Below are 14,823 nucleotides of genomic sequence, written 5' to 3'. Positions count from 1 at the left end.
CAGCCTCCATGCGGTACGTCATACCCCTGGAGGCTGCCTTACCGTTACGCCGGCAGTTCGGGGCCGCGGTCAAGGAGCGGGGCCAGCAGGTCGCCCTGCTTCTCCACCCGCTTGAGCACCTCGCCCGCCGCATAGGGGCGGATCGAGGGGCGCTTGCCGGCGGCGCCGGCGGAGACCTCGTCCCAGGTCAGCGGGGTGGACACCGACGGCACGTCCTGGGCGCGCAGCGAATACGGCGCCACGGTCGTCTTGGCCGCGGCGTTCTGGCTCCAGTCGATGAACACCTTGCCGGGGCGCAGGTTCTTCGCCATCTTCGACACGATCAGCTTCGGGTGTGCCTTCTCCAGTTCCTGGGCGATCCGCCGGGCATAGGCCGACACGTCGTCGGACGACTGGGTGCCGGCAATGGGGCAGCAGAGCTGCATGCCCTTCTTGCCGGAGGTCTTCGGATAGGCCGCCACCCCGTCGGAGGCGAGCCGGTCCCGCATCAGCAGCGCCACCTGGCAGCACTGTTTCAGCGCCGCCGGAGCGCCCGGGTCCAGGTCGACCACCATCATGTCGGGGTGTTCGCCGATCTTCCACTGCGGCGTGTGCAGCTCCAGGGCGGCGAGGTTGGCCAGCCAGACCAGGGTGGGCAGGTCGTCGGCGACCACGTAGTCGATGGTCTCCCGCCCCTTGCTCGACCCGGGTGCGGGCAGCGTCTCGGTGCGTACCCAGCCCGGGGTGGCCGCCGGGGCGTTCTTCTCGAAGAACGAGCCGCCCTCGACGCCGTTCGGGTAGCGGATCCGGGTGAGTGCCCGGTCGCGCAGGTGCGGCAGCAGCACCGGGGCGATCCGGCTGTAGTAGTCGATCACCTCGCCCTTGGTGAAGGCCGCCTTCGGGTAGAGGACCTTGTCCAGGTTGGAGAGTTCCAGCGCGCGCCCCTCGACGTCCACCCTGAGCCGGTCAGCTGGCATCGTCGACCTCCTCGGGCGGCTTGTCGGGACGCAGGCGCAGGATCCGGGGGAACCGCAGCCGCCCGTCGGGGGTGCGCTGGCCGTACTTGACCTCCACCACGATCCGTGGGGTTACCCAGATCGCGCCCCGGGCATCCTCGCGCGGCACGTCCCCGGCGAACGGCGACGTGACGGTGCGTAGCGGCTCCAGCTCGCGCAGCAGCTCGCGTTCGAGGGCCGCGCCGATCCCGCCGCCGACCCGGCCCCGGAAGGTGAGCCGCCCGTCCGGCCGGGGCGCCCCGACCAGCAGGCCGCCGATCCGGCGCGCGCCGGGCCGCCAGCCGCCGATCACGAAGTCGCCGGTCACCTCCAGTTTGACCTTCACCCAGTCGGGTGAGCGGACGCCGGGCCGGTAGGCCGAGTCGATCCGCTTGGCCATCACTCCCTCAAGGCCGTGTTCCCCGGCGACCTCGAACGTGGCCGGGCCGTCGGCGAAGGCGGGCGGCACCGCCCACCGGGCGGCACCGAGCCCGAGCGACTCCAGCGCCGCACGCCGCTCCCGGTAGGGCCGGCCGGTCAGGTCCGCACCGCCCAGCCGGAGCAGGTCGAAAATCATGTACGTGACCGGCGCGGTCGCGGCCAGCCGGGCCGCCTTGGCCGGGTTACGCACGTGCATCCGCTCCGCGAGGGCGGTGAACGACGGCTGCCCGAGCTCGTTGAAGAGGACCACCTCGCCGTCCAGCAGCGCGTCGTCGACCTGCTCGGCCAGCGGAATCAGTTCGGGGTACGCGGTGGTGATCTCCGCGCCGGAGCGGGCGTACAGGTGCTTGTCGCCGTGGGAGACATCGGCGAGCGCCCGGACCCCGTCCCACTTGAATTCGTACGCCCAGCCGGCACCCGCCGGGAGCTGCCCGGACATCGCGAGCATCGGCTTCAACGGCGCGCCGGGCACCTCCTGACTGTAGTTGCACCCGGAAGCGCGTGCGTCCCGTTCGTTCGTTTGCGATCCTGGTCAGAGCCAGGGAGAGGAGCGCGGGATGCGGGCCATCTGGAAAGGAGCGGTGTCGTTCGGCCTGGTGTCGATCGGGGTGAAGGTCTACTCGGCCACCGAGGAGAAGGACATCCGCTTCCACCAGGTGCACCGGGAGGACGGCGGCCGCATCCGCTACAAGCGCACCTGCTCCGTCTGCGGCGAGGAGGTCACCTACGACGACATCGCCAAGGGGTACGACATCGGCGGCGGCGAGATGGTCATCCTCACCGACGAGGACTTCGCCGACCTGCCGCTGACCACCTCGAAGGCGATCGACGTGCTGGAGTTCGTCCCCGCCGAGCAGGTCGACCCGATCCTCTACAACAAGGCGTACTTCCTGGAGCCGGAGAGTTCGGCCGCCAAGCCGTACGTGCTGCTGCGCGACGCGCTGGCCGACTCGGAGCGGGTGGCGATCGTCAAGGTGGCCCTGCGCCAGCGGGAGCAGCTGGCCACCCTGCGGGTACGCGAGGGCGTGCTGCTGCTCAACACGATGCTCTGGCCGGACGAGGTGCGTACCCCGGACTTCGGGTTCTTGGACGAGGACCTGAAGGTCCGCCCGCCGGAGTTGGCGATGGCCAGTTCGCTGATCGACTCGATGGCCGGCGAGTTCGAGCCGGACGCCTTCACCGACGACTACCGGGCGGCGTTGCAGGAGGTCATCGACGCGAAGATCGAGGGCCGCGAGGTGGTCCAGCCGGAGGAGGAAGAGGCCGCCCCGGCCGCCGCGGTGGACCTGATGGCGGCGCTGAAGGCGTCGGTGGAGCGGGCCCGGGTCGCCCGGGGCGAGGCGCCCGCCGGTGGTGGCGGCGAGCCCACCCCGATCACCTCGGCCCGGTCGGCGCAGAAGGCGGCCAAGGCGGCGAAGACCACGAAGGCGCCGGCAAAGAAGGCGGCCCCGGCGAAGAAGACCGAACCGGCGAAGAAGACCGCCGCCAAGAAGGCCGAGCCGGCGAAGAAGGCGGCGGCCAAGAAGACCGCGGAGAAGAAGGCCGCCAAGCCCCCCGCGAAGAAGGCCGCCGCGAAGAAGGCCGCCCCCCGCAAGACCGCCTGAGCCCGGCGCGGGTGTCAGGAAGGGGCCCCTCTACTACCACAGGCGTCAACAAGGGCCCCCTCCTTTCCGCTCTTACTTGCCGTTCTTACTTGCCGCCGCCGGCGCGGAACGCCACCCAGGCGTCGCTCATCCGGTCCGCCTGTCCCGGCGTGAACATGTTCATGCAGGAGTCCTGCGTGTAGTCCATGAAGTTGTGGATCGGGTCCAGGCCCGGTGCGGTGCAGGTGTCCGCGCCCTCCGGGCAGTTGAACTGGGGCGCCGCTTCCCGCGGAGTGTCCGCGACGTAGTCGCCGGAGGCGGAGCACCCGTGCGCGAAGGTGTGCTCCAGCATCAGCCAGTGCCCGACCTCGTGGGTCAGCGTGTCACCCAGGGCGTACTTGCCCGCCGTGCCGCCCGGCATCGACTCGTCCAGCATCACCACGCCGTCGATGTAGTCCCGGCCGTTGTTGTAGTCCTTCGGGAAGTACGCCCAGCCGAGGAGCCCACCGCCGATGTTCGCCGCGTAGACGTTCAGGGTGCGGGCGTCACCGGTGTACAGCGCCTTCTTCATGTCCCGCTCGTTCTTGCCCGGCACGACCGTGTACCAGTCGCTGTTCACCGTCCACGTGGTGTCGGCGAGCGAGAACCGGAACGGCGTGTCGGAGGCGTCCGCCGCCGTACGGCCGCCGAAAGAATCATTGAGCACCGCGATCTGCGCCGCGATCATGGTGTTCCATCGGTTCGTCTCCGCCGCCGTCACCGGGTGGTCGGAGACCATGTGAAAGACCGTGGGCACGGTGACGCTGCCGTCGGGCAGGCGGGGCGAATCCTTGATCACGCCGTAGGCTTTTGCCTCGTTCTTCGCGTACAGCTCCGGCTCCTCCGCGCGGGAGCCCTCCTTCACCCGCGCCGCGCTGTGCTCGGCACCCGGCTCACAGGCCGCAACACCCGGCGAGGCGGTCCCGGGCGCCGCCGTGGCGAACGCGGCGGATGCTCCACCGCCCGCCAGGAACGTTGCGGCGGTGGCGGTCAGGACTGCCAGTTGAAACGTGGATCTTCTGCGCATCGTTGCACCTCTCACGCACGGGGGCGGCCGCAGAGCGGAATGGACGAGATCAGGGCGACGAGATCACTGACGTCGTTCCGGTATCAGAACACGCCAATGGCGCCGACAAAAGACCCACGCGGGACCGCATTGATCGCTGCGGTTCTCCGCCCTTTCACCTCGGCCGCGGCCGGCAGGTCGTTCGTCACCGACTTCCCGCCGTGGGCGTCGGGGGCCAAGCTGTCCGGAACTCCACCGGCCGTAGGAGCACGGCCGGCCTCCGGCCGGGTACCGTGTGCGCTGGCCTCGGCAGCGGCCGCTGGGCCGCACACCCACCCACCCAGCAGGGGAGTCGACGTGAGCGAGCGCGTGGAAAACGGTTCGGCGGGCCAGAGCCCGGGTACGAAGGCGGAGCGGCGGCTGGCCGCGCAGCTGGCGGCGAAGAAGGCTGCCGAGGCGAGGCGCCGCCGGCAGTCGATGCTGGGTGCGTTTGTCGGTGTCCTCGCGGTCGGCGCGCTGATCGGCGGCCTCGTCTGGATGAACAGCGGCGACGACGACAAGAATGCCACCGCCAGTTCGTCGACGAGCCCCACCGCTCCGGTTGACCCGGCCGATCCGGCCGCCGCTCCCGAACCGCAGCTGCCCGAGGGCGCCGACCCGGCGCTGAAGACCAAGCCGCAGGTCGCCGCGGGCACGGGCGAGCTGAAGAAGCTCAACGTGACCACCCTGATCAAGGGCTCCGGCCCGGAGGTCAAGGCCGGCCAGCAGATCACCACCAACTACGTCGGGGTGTTCTACAAGGACGGCAAGGAGTTCGACTCGTCCTGGGACCGGGGCCAGCCGGCCACCTTCGGGATCGGTGTGGGCCAGGTCATCCAGGGCTGGGACCAGGGCCTGGTCGGCGTGCCGGTGGGCAGCCGGGTGCAGCTCGACATTCCGGGCGAACTGGCGTACGGCAACGAGTCGGTGGGCGGCCGGCCGGGCGGGCCGCTGCGCTTCGTCGTTGACGTGCTCGCCGCGCAGTAGGTCACAGCAGGCTTCCTTCTCGTCACCCTGCGGCAGTAGGTTCGGGGGTCAACCGCGGACGGTCCACCCGTCCGCGGCGACTGCCCGACGACGCGGAGGTGCACGTGGCGCTGGACGACCCCGGGCTGGCCCGGCTGATGTGGACGCACTTCGAGCCGGTCCACGCGGTGACCTACTTCCACCCCCGGGCCCAGGCCGCCTACGAGGCCGTCGGGCTGCGCGGCTACTGGCGGGGCTACTTCGCCGGCCGGTCCGCCCCGCTCGGGCCGGTCGCCGCGCCGGTGGCGGTGGCCGCGTTCTACAGCTTCGCGCCGGCCATGGTGGCCCGGGCGCTGCCCTCGGTGTGGCGGCTGGCCACCCCGGAGGAGGCGCTGCGGGCCCGACTCACCGGTGCCGTGCAGGCGCTCGCCGAGTTCACCTACGAGCTGCCTGAGGCGCACCTGGTCGAGACGGCGGAGCTGCTGGAGGAGGCGGCCGGGCGGGTCGAGACGGCCGGCCGGGTGCTCGGCGCGGTCAACGCCGCCCTGCCCCGGGGCGAATATCCGCTGGCCCGGCTCTGGCAGGCCGCCACCACGCTGCGCGAGCACCGGGGCGACGGCCACATCGGGGCGCTGGTCACCACCGGGCTGGACCCGGTCGAGGTGGTGGCCTGGCGGTGCCGGGTCGACCAGTCCCGCGAGTTCCACCAGAAGGCCCGGGGGTGGACCGACGAGGAGTGGGCCGCCGCCGAGGAGCGCCTGGTCGAGAGGGGCTGGCTGACCGCGGACCGGACGCCGACCGAGCAGGGCACCGAGGCGTTCTGGGCGGTCGAGGAGGCCACCGACCGGGCCGCCCTCGGACCGTGGCGGGCACTGGGCACGGAGGGTACGGCGCGGCTGCGCGAGCTGCTCGAACCGATCGCCGACCGGGCCTGCACGATCATCCCGCCGCAGAGCCCGATCGGCCTGCCCGCCCAGCGCAGCGCCGCCCGGGGCGCACCGACGCCGGCCCGCTGACCTGCCGGCCGGCGCCCGAACGGGCCGTCCGGCAGGATGGGTACGTGTTGGACGCGGTGCTCTTCGACCTGGACGGCGTGATCGTGGACTCCGAGCCGCTCTGGGAGGAGGTCCGGCGGGCGTACGTGGCTGAGCACGGCGGCACCTGGCAGCCGGACAGCCAGCGGCGACTGATGGGGATGAGCACCGGCGAGTGGGCCGCGTACCTCAGCGGAGAACTGGGCGTCGACCGCGACGCCGGGCAGGTCGCCACCGAGGTGGTCGCCGAGATGACCCGGCGGTACGCGCAGCACGTACCGCTGATCGACGATGCCGACACGGTGGTGCGCCGGACGGCCGCGCGGTGGCCGCTGGGGCTGGCCAGTTCCTCCCCCACCCGGTTGATCGCGGCGGCGCTGAACGCGACGGGCCTGGTCGACTGCTTCGGTGCGACGCTGTCCACCGAGGAGACCGCCCGGGGCAAGCCCGCGCCGGACGTCTGGCTGGCGGTGGCCGCGCGGCTCCGCGTGGACCCGGCTCGGTGCGTGGCGGTCGAGGACTCGTCGAACGGGGTCCGCTCGGCAGCCGCCGCCGGGATGCGGGTGGTGGCGGTGCCGCACGGGTCGTACCCGCTGGATCCGGACGCGGAGGCGCTGGCGGTGGCGGTGCTGCCGGCGATCGACGCGCTCACCCCGGAGCTGGTGGCGCGGCTCGGCTGATGGCCCGCCTCCGGCGGTATGTCCCTGCTCACTCCGCTCCTCCCGGCGATCACCTCGTTGTACGTTTTCCCGAACGCGTCGGATCGGCATGACCGGGTACGCCCCCGGGTGGCGCGGCCGGTACGTGGTGACGGTGAGAGGACGGGCGATGAAGGCGATCGTGTACGAGCGGACCGGCGACCCGTCGGTGCTGGAACTGGTCGACCGCCCGGTGCCGGAGCCCGCCCCGGGCGAGGTGCTGGTGCGGATGGCCGTCTCAGGGGTGAACCCGACTGACTGGAAGGCCCGCAGCCAATGGCCGCTGCCGGCCGGCTGGCAGATCCCCGGGCAGGACGGCGCCGGGGTGATCGAGGCGGTCGGCGAGGGCGTCGACCAGATTCTGATCGGCGCGCGGGTGTGGCTCTGGGAGGCGGCCTGGCAGCGCCCGTGGGGCACCGCCGCCGAGTACACGGTGGTGCCGGTCCGGCACACGGTCCGGCTCGGTTCGGCCTCCTTCGATCTGGGCGCCTGCCTCGGCATCCCGTTCATGACCGCGCACCGTTGCCTGACTGCCGGCGAGTTCATGCCGGACAAGCTGCACGCCGGCGCGCTGAGCGACCACGTGGTGCTGGTGCAGGGCGGTGCGGGCGCGGTGGGCAACGCGGCGATCCAGCTCGCCCGCTGGGCCGACGCCTGCGTGATCACCACGGTCAGCAGCCCGGAGAAGGCGAACCTGGCGGCGGCGGCCGGGGCCAACTTCGTGATCAATTACCGCGAGCAGGACGTGGTCGAGGAGGTCCGCAAGATCGCGCCCGACGGGGTGCACACGATCGTCGAGGTCTCCGCTGCCCGCAACGCCGCCACCGATGTGCAGGTCCTGCGCAACGGGGGCGCGGTCTGCGTGTACGCCGACGACGGCGGGTCCGAGGTGGCCCTGCCGATCCGGCCGCTGATGGTGCCGAACGCCCGTTGGCAATTCGTGCTGATCTACACGGCACCGAAGGCGGCCAAGGCGCAGGCGGTGACCGACGTGGCGGCGGCGGTGGCCCAGGGCGCGATCCGGGTGGGCGCGGAGGCGGGGCTGCCGCTGCACCACTACCCCGTCTCGGCGGCGCGGGCGGCGCACCAGGCGGTGGAGGACGGCGCGGTCGGCAAGGTGCTCATCGCCACGGCCGAGGCGTGACAACGCGAAACGGATTTTCCCGACACGGGGACAGAGGCGAACAAGTTTCGCGACAATGGCAGTGCGGGTCGCCCCGTATGGCGGGCGGCCCCGGCGCGGTGCGAACGCCGGGGCCGCCCTCTGGGGAGGTAAGTCGTTCCGGGGAACTGCCCCCTACCCGTGCAGGCGACGGTACGCCGGAAAGTGTTACGGCGCGGTCAGTTCGCGTACCTCCAAGCCACCTTCCGCGTACCGGGAACGCACCACCTTCTTGTCGAACTTGCCGACACTGGTCTTCGGCACCGCGTCGATGAACGCCCAGCGCTCGGGCAACTGCCAGCGGGCCACCGACGTCGCCAGGAAGTCCCGCAGTTCCTCGGCGGTGACCGAGGCGCCCGCCCGGACCACCACCGTGGCCAGCGGACGCTCGTCCCAGCGCTCGTCCGGTACGCCCACCACGCACGCCTCCAGCACCGCCGGGTGCGCCATCAGGGCGTTCTCCAGCTCGACCGAGGAGATCCACTCCCCACCCGACTTGATCACGTCCTTGGCCCGGTCGGTCAGCGTGAGGTAGCCGTCCGGCGAGAGCATCCCCACGTCGCCGGTACGCAGCCAACCGCCCCGGAACTTCTCCTCGTCCGGGGTCTCGTCCCCGACGTACCGGTCGGTCACCCACGGCCCGCGGACCTCCAGTTCGCCGACGGCGGTCCCGTCGGCGGGCAGCGGCTCGCCCAGCGGGCCGACGAGGCGCGCCTCGACCCCGGCCGGGACACGGCCCTGGGTGTAGCGGTAGCGCCAGGCCGTCTCGCCGGCCGCGCCGGCCGGCGCCCGGGAGACCGAGCCCAGCGGCGACATCTCGGTCATGCCCCAGGCATGGATCACCTCGATGCCGTGCCGCTCGTGGAACGCGTGCATCAGCGCCGGTGGGCAGGCCGAACCGCCGACGATCACCTCCTTGAGCGAGGAGACGTCCACATCGTGGCTGTCCAGGTAGGCCAGCAGGTCGGTCCAGATGGTCGGCACCGCGCCGGCCAGCGTCGGCCGCTCGGCGGCGATCATCGCGGCGATCGGCTCGGCCTGGAGGAACCGGTCCGGCATGATCAGCGACGCGCCGGAGAGGAATGCCGCGTACGGCAGGCCCCAGGACATCGCGTGGAACATCGGCACGATGGCCAGCTCCCGGTCCTGCGGACCGAGCCCGAAGCTCTCCGGCATGCAGACCTGGAGCGAGTGCAGGTAGATGGAGCGGTGCGAGTAGGCGACCCCCTTGGGGTTGCCGGTGGTCCCGGAGGTGTAACAGAGGGCGGCGGCGTCACGCTCGTCGACCTCGGGCCAGTCGTAGCTGTCCGGCTTGTCGGCCAGCAGCGCGTCCCAGTGGTGTACGGCGATCCGGCCGCCGGCCGCCGCCACCAGCGGGGCCGGGTCGCCACCGCCGACCACCACCACGTGCCGGACCGTGGCGAGTTGGCCGATCACCCTTGCGAGGAGCGGGATCAGCGTGCTGTCGACCAGCACCACCCGGTCCTCGGCGTGGTTGGCGACGTAGGCGACCTGGTCCGGGAAGAGTCGGATGTTCAGGGTGTGCAGCACCGCACCCATGCTCGGCACGGCGAAGTACGCCACCAGGTGCTCGTTGTTGTTCCACATGAACGTGGCGACCCGCTCGTCACCGGTCACCCCGCACTCGTCGCGCAGCGCGTGGGCCAGCCGGGCGGCGTTCCGCCCGACCTCGGCGTACGTCATCCGGCGGGGCTCGGCGCCGGTCCAGGTGACCACCTCCGCCGCCCCGTGCACTTCTGCGCCGTGTTCGAGGATCCGGGCGACCTGGAGCGGAACGTCCATCATCGTGCTACGCATGGGTGACAAGTTAGTGGCGTCCGTCACATTCGGGGAACCCCCGGAACGGCCGACCCGCCTGACAACGGTGCGTAGATTGTCCGGGTGAGCATCTCGTGGGCCGACTCGTACGTGGGACAGCTACGCGCCCTGGCCGGCGACCGCACCCTGATGTTCGTCGGGGCCCGCGCCGTGGTCCGGGACAACGCGGCCCGGGTGCTGCTGATCCAGCGCTCGGACAACGGCCAGTGGGCGATGCCGGCCGGCGCCATGGAGCTGGGCGAGTCGATCGCCGACTGCGCCGTCCGGGAGGTACGCGAGGAGACCGGCCTGCGCGCCCTGCGGGTCAGCGCCTTCGCCCTCTACACCGGCCCCGACCGCACCCACACCAACATGTACGGCCACACGTACCAGATCTTCACCACCGCGTTCCGGGTCGACGAGTGGGACGGGGACCTGCTCCGGATGACCGACGAGACCATCGACGCCGGCTTCTTCGACCAGAAGGAACTGCCCACCCCGCTCTCCGCCAGCGTCACCGAGACCCTCGCCGACCTGGACGTCTTCGAACAGACCAACCGGCTGATCCTCAAATGATCCAGGGCCCGGCGGCCGGGTCAGAGCATCGTCTGGGACTTCGACTCCATGTCGGCAGCGGCCTCGTCCTTCGACTCCTTGGGTAGCGGCTTGCCACCGGGGGCGGCGGCCTTCCCGCCGAGCGGATCCGCGCCGCCGGTCGCGCCCTGCGGGCCGGCGCCCCGCAGTTGTTGGTTCGGCATGGCCAGGGTGACCAGCACCGCGAGGATGGCGATCAGCCCGGTGGTCAGGAACACCAGGTGCAGCGACTCGACGAACGCGGCCTGGATCGCGGACCGGACCGGAGTGGGCAGGGCGAGGATGGTCGCCGGCTCGTTGATCGAGATCCTGGTGCCGCCACGGGCCGCCACCGCCGCCTGCTCCGCCGGCGGAAGCTGCGCGATCGCGGCCGGCAGCCGGCTGGCGAGCTGGCTCGTGAGCTGCGTCGACAGCACCGCCCCGAGGATCGCTACGCCGAACGAACCGCCCAGCGAACGGAAGAAGGTCGCCGACGAGGTGCCGGCACCCAGGTCCCGCGGGTGCACCGCGTTCTGCACCGCCAGGATCAGCGACTGCATGCACAGGCCCAGCCCGACGCCGATCACCACCATGTAGAAGAAGGCCGCCCAGATCGAGGTGGCCACCTGGAGCTGCCGGAACAGCAACATGCCGGCGACCAGCACCGCCGAGCCGGCCACCGGGAACCACTTGTAGCGGCCGATCCGGCTCATCGCCCGGCCGGTCAGCACCGAGGTGATGATGATGCCGGCCATCATCGGCAGCATCAGCAGACCGCTGCGGGTCGGCGAGGCGCCCTTGACGATCTGGAGGTAGAGCGGGATGAAGATGATCGACCCGAACATCACCAGACCGAGCACGAAGCCCGCCATGTTGGCCAGCGTGAAGGTGCCGCTGCGGAACAGCCGCAGCGGCAGGATCGGCTCGCTCACCCGGGCCTCCTGAAGGACGAAGAGCACGCCCAGCACCGCCCCGGCCACGAACAATCCGATGATCACGCCGGAGCTCCAGGCGTACTGGGTGCCGCCCCAGCTCAGCGCCAGCAGCAGGCTGCTCACCCCGGCGACCAGCAGCCCCGCCCCGAGCCAGTCGATGGCGTGCTGGCGTCGCTGGAACGGGACCAACCGCATGACGTGGTAGCAGACCACGATGGCCAGGATCGCCAACGGCACGTTGATGTAGAAGATCCAGCGCCAGTTGGTCTGCGCGAAGTAGCCGCCGACCAGCGGGCCGGCCACCGAGGACAGGCCGAAGACCGCGCCGAATAGCCCCTGGTAGCGGCCGCGTTCCCGGGGGCTGACCACGTCCGAGATGATGGTGAAGGCCAGCGTCATCAGGCCACCGGCACCCAGCCCCTGCACCCCCCGGGTAAGGATCAACTGGGTCATGTTCTGCGACAGCCCGGCCAGCAGCGAACCGACCAGGAACGTGCCGATCGAGAAGAGGAACACCGGGCGACGCCCGCGCAGATCGGCCAGCTTGCCGTACAGCGGGGTCGAGGCGGTGGACGCCAGCAGGTACGCGGTGACCACCCACGAGTAGTGGTTGATCCCGCCCAGCTGGCCGACGATGGTCGGCAGGGCCGTACCGACGATGGTCTGATCCAGCGCAGCCAGCAGCATCCCGGTCATCAGACCGAACATCAGCAGACGGATCTGGCGGGCGTTCAGCACGGGACGACCGTGGGCCTGGGCAGTCATCACGCCCGCTTTCCCACCTCCCACAGAACATGCCCCCCGAATCCCCTGCCGCAGCGGACAGGTTTGGCCGGACCGGCGTGGGGGACCCGGGGAAACATGGCAGGAGCAGCGGAAGAACGCCGGCTCGCCACCGTTGTGGAGAGCTGGCAGAGGCGCCCCGTGCTGATCGTCGGCGACGCCATGCTGGACGAGTGGCGGTTCGCGGAGTCCGAGCGGCTCTGCCGCGAGGCCCCCGCCCCGGTCCTCACCCTGCGCCGACGCATCTCCGCGGCCGGCGGCGCGGCGAACACCGCCGTCAACGTCTCCGCCCTCGGCGGACGTGCCGTGCTGGTGGCCCCGGTCGGTGCCGACGCGGCCGGCGACGAACTGCACGACTGCCTCGACCGCGCCGGCGTCTGGGACCGTACGGTCAACCAGCACGGCCGCCCGACCCCGGTGAAACGGCGAATGCTCGCCGGCAACCAGATCCTGCTCCGCGAGGACTCCGGCGAGCCGGACGACGCCCTCGACGACGACGGGGTGGCCCGCCTGCTCACCGCGCTGCACTGCGCGACCGAGGAACTGCGCGCCGCCTCCGCCGGGCAGCCACCCACCCTGGTCGTCTGCGACTACGGCCTGGGCGCGCTGCCGCGGGCGCTCCGCGCCTGGCTGGTCGCCAACCGGGACCGCTACGCCACCGTGGCGCTCGACGCGCACGACCTGGCCGACTGGCGCGGCCTCAACCCGACCGTGGTGACCCCCAGCTTCGCCGAGGCGACCCGGCTGCTGGCCCGCGCGGCAGCCGGATTCGGCGCCGGGAACCGCACCTCGGCGCTCGGTGCCACCGCCGGTGACCTGCACCTGGATCCGGCCGAACCGACCGACGGCCCGTCCGAGATGGTTGTCGGCGCGGCACCGGGCGGGGCCGGCGAGCGGACCCCGGGCACTCCGCACCCGACCTCCGGCGCGCCGTCCGCCGACAGGCCCGGCCCGGTCACCGGGCCGACCGGAGAACCGACCCCCGGCGAGGACCGGGTGGCGCTGACCGGGGACGGGCTCAGCGTCACCGGCACCGGCGTCACCGTCAACGCCGTGGCCGGCGAGGGCGTCGACCGGGCGGTGCTGGCCGAGTCGCGCCTCGCCGAGCTGCACGCGCACACCGGCGCGGATGTGGTGGCGGTGACCCTGGACACCGAGGGTGCCGTGGTCGGCGGGGCCGACGGCGAGCGCCGGCGCAGCCACAGCACCCCGGTCCCGGCCAGCCACGCGGTGGGCGCGGGAGACGCGTACCTGGCGGCGATGACCCTGGCACTGGCGGCGGAGGCGAGCCTGCCGACCGCCGCCCAACTCGCCCAGCTCGCCGCCACCATCACCGTCTCCGACACCGGCACCTGCGTCTGCCGGCGGGAGGACCTGCTCGACGCGCTGGGCGCCGGGGCGGAGGAGACCGGCCACTCGACGCTGGTCGACCCGGACGAACTGAGCGCGCTCGTCGCGGAGCACCGCCGGGCCGGCCGGTCGATCGTCTTCACCAACGGCTGTTTCGACGTGCTGCACCCGGGACACGTCCGGTACCTGACCCAGGCCCGCGCGCTCGGCGACCTGCTGATCGTGGCCGTCAACTCCGACGGCAGCGTTCGCCGGCTCAAAGGACCGGACCGGCCGGTCAACCCGGTCGAGGACCGGACCGCCCTGCTCGCCGCGCTGGAGTGCGTCGACCACGTGGTGGTCTTCGAGGAGGACTCGCCGGCGAGGCTGATCGAGGCGGTGCGCCCCGACGTGTACGTCAAGGGCGGCGACTACCCGCCGGAGATGGTGCCCGAGGCGCCGCTGGTGCGCCGGCTCGGCGGGCAGGTCCGCACTCTCGGGTACGTGCCGGACCGCTCCACCTCGGCGATCATCGACCGGATCCGGGCGCAGTCGGTCGCCCCCACGGTCAGCGAGGGGACGGGCAGGCCGACGTGAACCGGCCGCTGGACCCCGGCACCCCGGAGCGGTTCCGCCGTCCCCGGCGACTCGACGTGCTGATCCCCACTCGCAACCGGCCGGCCGAGCTGGCGGTCACCCTGTCCGGGCTGGCCGCCCAGGAGGGCGTACCCGACTTCGGGGTGGTGGTCAGCGACCAGTCCGACGGGGAGCCCGCGTACGCCCACCCGGCGGCGGCCACCATGGTCCGGGCGCTGCGCCACCGGGGTCACCCGGTGCTGCTGACCCGGCGGCTGCCCCGGCGCGGGCTGGCCGAGCACCGGGCGTACCTGCTGGACCGGTCGGCGGCCCGGTACGTGCTCTGCCTGGACGACGACGTCTGGCTGGAACCGGGCACCCTGTCCCGGCTGGTCACCGCGATCGAGGAGCTGGGCTGCGGGTTCGTCGGCAACGCGGTGCACGGCCTCTCCTACCTCGACGACGTCCGTCCCGAGACGCACGTCCACTACGAGGAGTGGCACGGCCGACCCGTACCCGAACGGATCCGTCCCGGCACCCCGGAGTGGGACCGAGCCACCATCCACCCGGCGGCGAACCTGCTGCACGTCACCGCGAAGCTGCGGCTGCCGGCGGGCGCCTGGCGGGCGTACAAGGTCTCCTGGATCGGCGGGTGCGTGCTCTACGACCGGGCCAAGCTGGTCGACTCCGGTGGCTTCGAGTTCTGGCGCCGGTTGCAGGAGCGGCACCAGGGCGAGGACGTGGCCGCGCAGCTCGCGGTGCTGGAGCGGTACGGCGGCGCGGGAGTGCTGCCCAGCGGGGCCTACCACCTGGAGTCGCCGACCACAGTGACCGAGCGGGAGGTGGAGGCGTGGGAGGTCGTCCTCG

At 72.0% G+C, this 14,823-nt stretch carries 12 protein-coding genes and 1 pseudogene; 8 read left to right on the top strand and 5 right to left on the bottom strand.

What is annotated here, in order from left to right; genetic code table 11:
* Positions 1–44 precede the first annotated feature (44 nt).
* Both ligD (ACIRG9_RS12070) and ligD (ACIRG9_RS12065) read right to left on the bottom strand, forming a co-directional pair.
* Positions 45–956, bottom strand: a complete 912-nt coding sequence (gene ligD, locus ACIRG9_RS12070) for a non-homologous end-joining DNA ligase (RefSeq protein ID WP_402853995.1) — start codon at positions 954–956, stop codon at positions 45–47.
* Positions 946–1,887 carry a non-homologous end-joining DNA ligase gene (gene ligD / locus ACIRG9_RS12065; protein WP_402853993.1) on the bottom strand — a complete coding sequence of 314 codons (942 nt, stop codon included), beginning with the start codon at positions 1,885–1,887 and terminating at the stop codon, positions 946–948. The genes ligD (ACIRG9_RS12070) and ligD (ACIRG9_RS12065) overlap by 11 nt, the downstream gene beginning before the upstream one ends.
* A gap of 85 nt (positions 1,888–1,972) precedes the next feature.
* On the opposite strand from ligD (ACIRG9_RS12065), the gene ACIRG9_RS12060 reads away from it, so the two are divergent.
* Positions 1,973–3,019, top strand: coding sequence for a Ku protein (locus tag ACIRG9_RS12060; RefSeq protein WP_402853990.1), 1,047 nt, complete (start codon positions 1,973–1,975; stop codon positions 3,017–3,019).
* A gap of 85 nt (positions 3,020–3,104) precedes the next feature.
* Here ACIRG9_RS12060 and ACIRG9_RS12055 read toward each other — a convergent pair whose 3' ends face one another.
* Positions 3,105–4,064, bottom strand: coding sequence for a zinc metalloprotease (locus ACIRG9_RS12055; protein ID WP_402853987.1), 960 nt, complete (start codon positions 4,062–4,064; stop codon positions 3,105–3,107).
* 336 nt (positions 4,065–4,400) lie between these two features.
* Between ACIRG9_RS12055 and ACIRG9_RS12050 the strand changes: the two genes are divergently transcribed.
* The 4 genes from ACIRG9_RS12050 to ACIRG9_RS12035 all read left to right on the top strand — a co-directional run bounded on the left by ACIRG9_RS12050 (position 4,401) and on the right by ACIRG9_RS12035 (position 7,924).
* Positions 4,401–5,069, top strand: coding sequence for an FKBP-type peptidyl-prolyl cis-trans isomerase (locus ACIRG9_RS12050; protein ID WP_402853985.1), 669 nt, complete (start codon positions 4,401–4,403; stop codon positions 5,067–5,069).
* 137 nt (positions 5,070–5,206) lie between these two features.
* Entirely contained in the window at positions 5,207–6,064 is an 858-nt protein-coding gene (locus ACIRG9_RS12045) for a hypothetical protein (protein ID WP_402854290.1), read from the top strand.
* Positions 6,065–6,108: 44 nt separating this feature from the next.
* Positions 6,109–6,762, top strand: coding sequence for an HAD family hydrolase (locus ACIRG9_RS12040; protein WP_402853983.1), 654 nt, complete (start codon positions 6,109–6,111; stop codon positions 6,760–6,762).
* 148 nt (positions 6,763–6,910) lie between these two features.
* Entirely contained in the window at positions 6,911–7,924 is a 1,014-nt protein-coding gene (locus ACIRG9_RS12035) for an NADPH:quinone reductase (protein ID WP_402853980.1), read from the top strand.
* A 186-nt stretch (positions 7,925–8,110) separates the two neighbouring features.
* Here ACIRG9_RS12035 and ACIRG9_RS12030 read toward each other — a convergent pair whose 3' ends face one another.
* Positions 8,111–9,760, bottom strand: a complete 1,650-nt coding sequence (locus tag ACIRG9_RS12030) for a fatty acid--CoA ligase (protein WP_402853978.1) — start codon at positions 9,758–9,760, stop codon at positions 8,111–8,113.
* Between the two features lie 84 nt (positions 9,761–9,844).
* On the opposite strand from ACIRG9_RS12030, the gene ACIRG9_RS12025 reads away from it, so the two are divergent.
* A complete protein-coding gene (locus ACIRG9_RS12025) occupies positions 9,845–10,336 on the top strand; it encodes an NUDIX domain-containing protein (RefSeq protein ID WP_402853976.1) in 492 nt (163 codons plus the stop codon).
* Positions 10,337–10,356: 20 nt separating this feature from the next.
* On the opposite strand, the gene ACIRG9_RS12020 is transcribed toward ACIRG9_RS12025, so the two are convergent.
* On the bottom strand, positions 10,357–12,006 hold the full coding sequence (locus ACIRG9_RS12020; RefSeq protein ID WP_402853974.1) for an MDR family MFS transporter: 1,650 nt from the start codon (positions 12,004–12,006) through the stop codon (positions 10,357–10,359).
* 123 nt (positions 12,007–12,129) lie between these two features.
* Here ACIRG9_RS12020 and rfaE2 point away from each other — a divergent pair, with 123 nt between their 5' ends.
* Both rfaE2 and ACIRG9_RS12010 read left to right on the top strand, forming a co-directional pair.
* A complete protein-coding gene (rfaE2, locus tag ACIRG9_RS12015) occupies positions 12,130–13,977 on the top strand; it encodes a D-glycero-beta-D-manno-heptose 1-phosphate adenylyltransferase (protein WP_402853971.1) in 1,848 nt (615 codons plus the stop codon).
* Positions 13,974–14,822: pseudogene (locus tag ACIRG9_RS12010) on the top strand (glycosyltransferase family A protein); the annotation flags it as partial. The gene rfaE2 and the pseudogene ACIRG9_RS12010, both read left to right, overlap by 4 nt.
* Position 14,823 lies beyond the last annotated feature (1 nt).

The organism is Micromonospora sp. NPDC093277 (genome assembly GCF_044765245.1).
Taxonomy (GTDB): Bacteria; Actinomycetota; Actinomycetes; order Mycobacteriales; family Micromonosporaceae; genus Micromonospora.
This window is presented reverse-complemented; position numbering and strand designations above follow the sequence as displayed.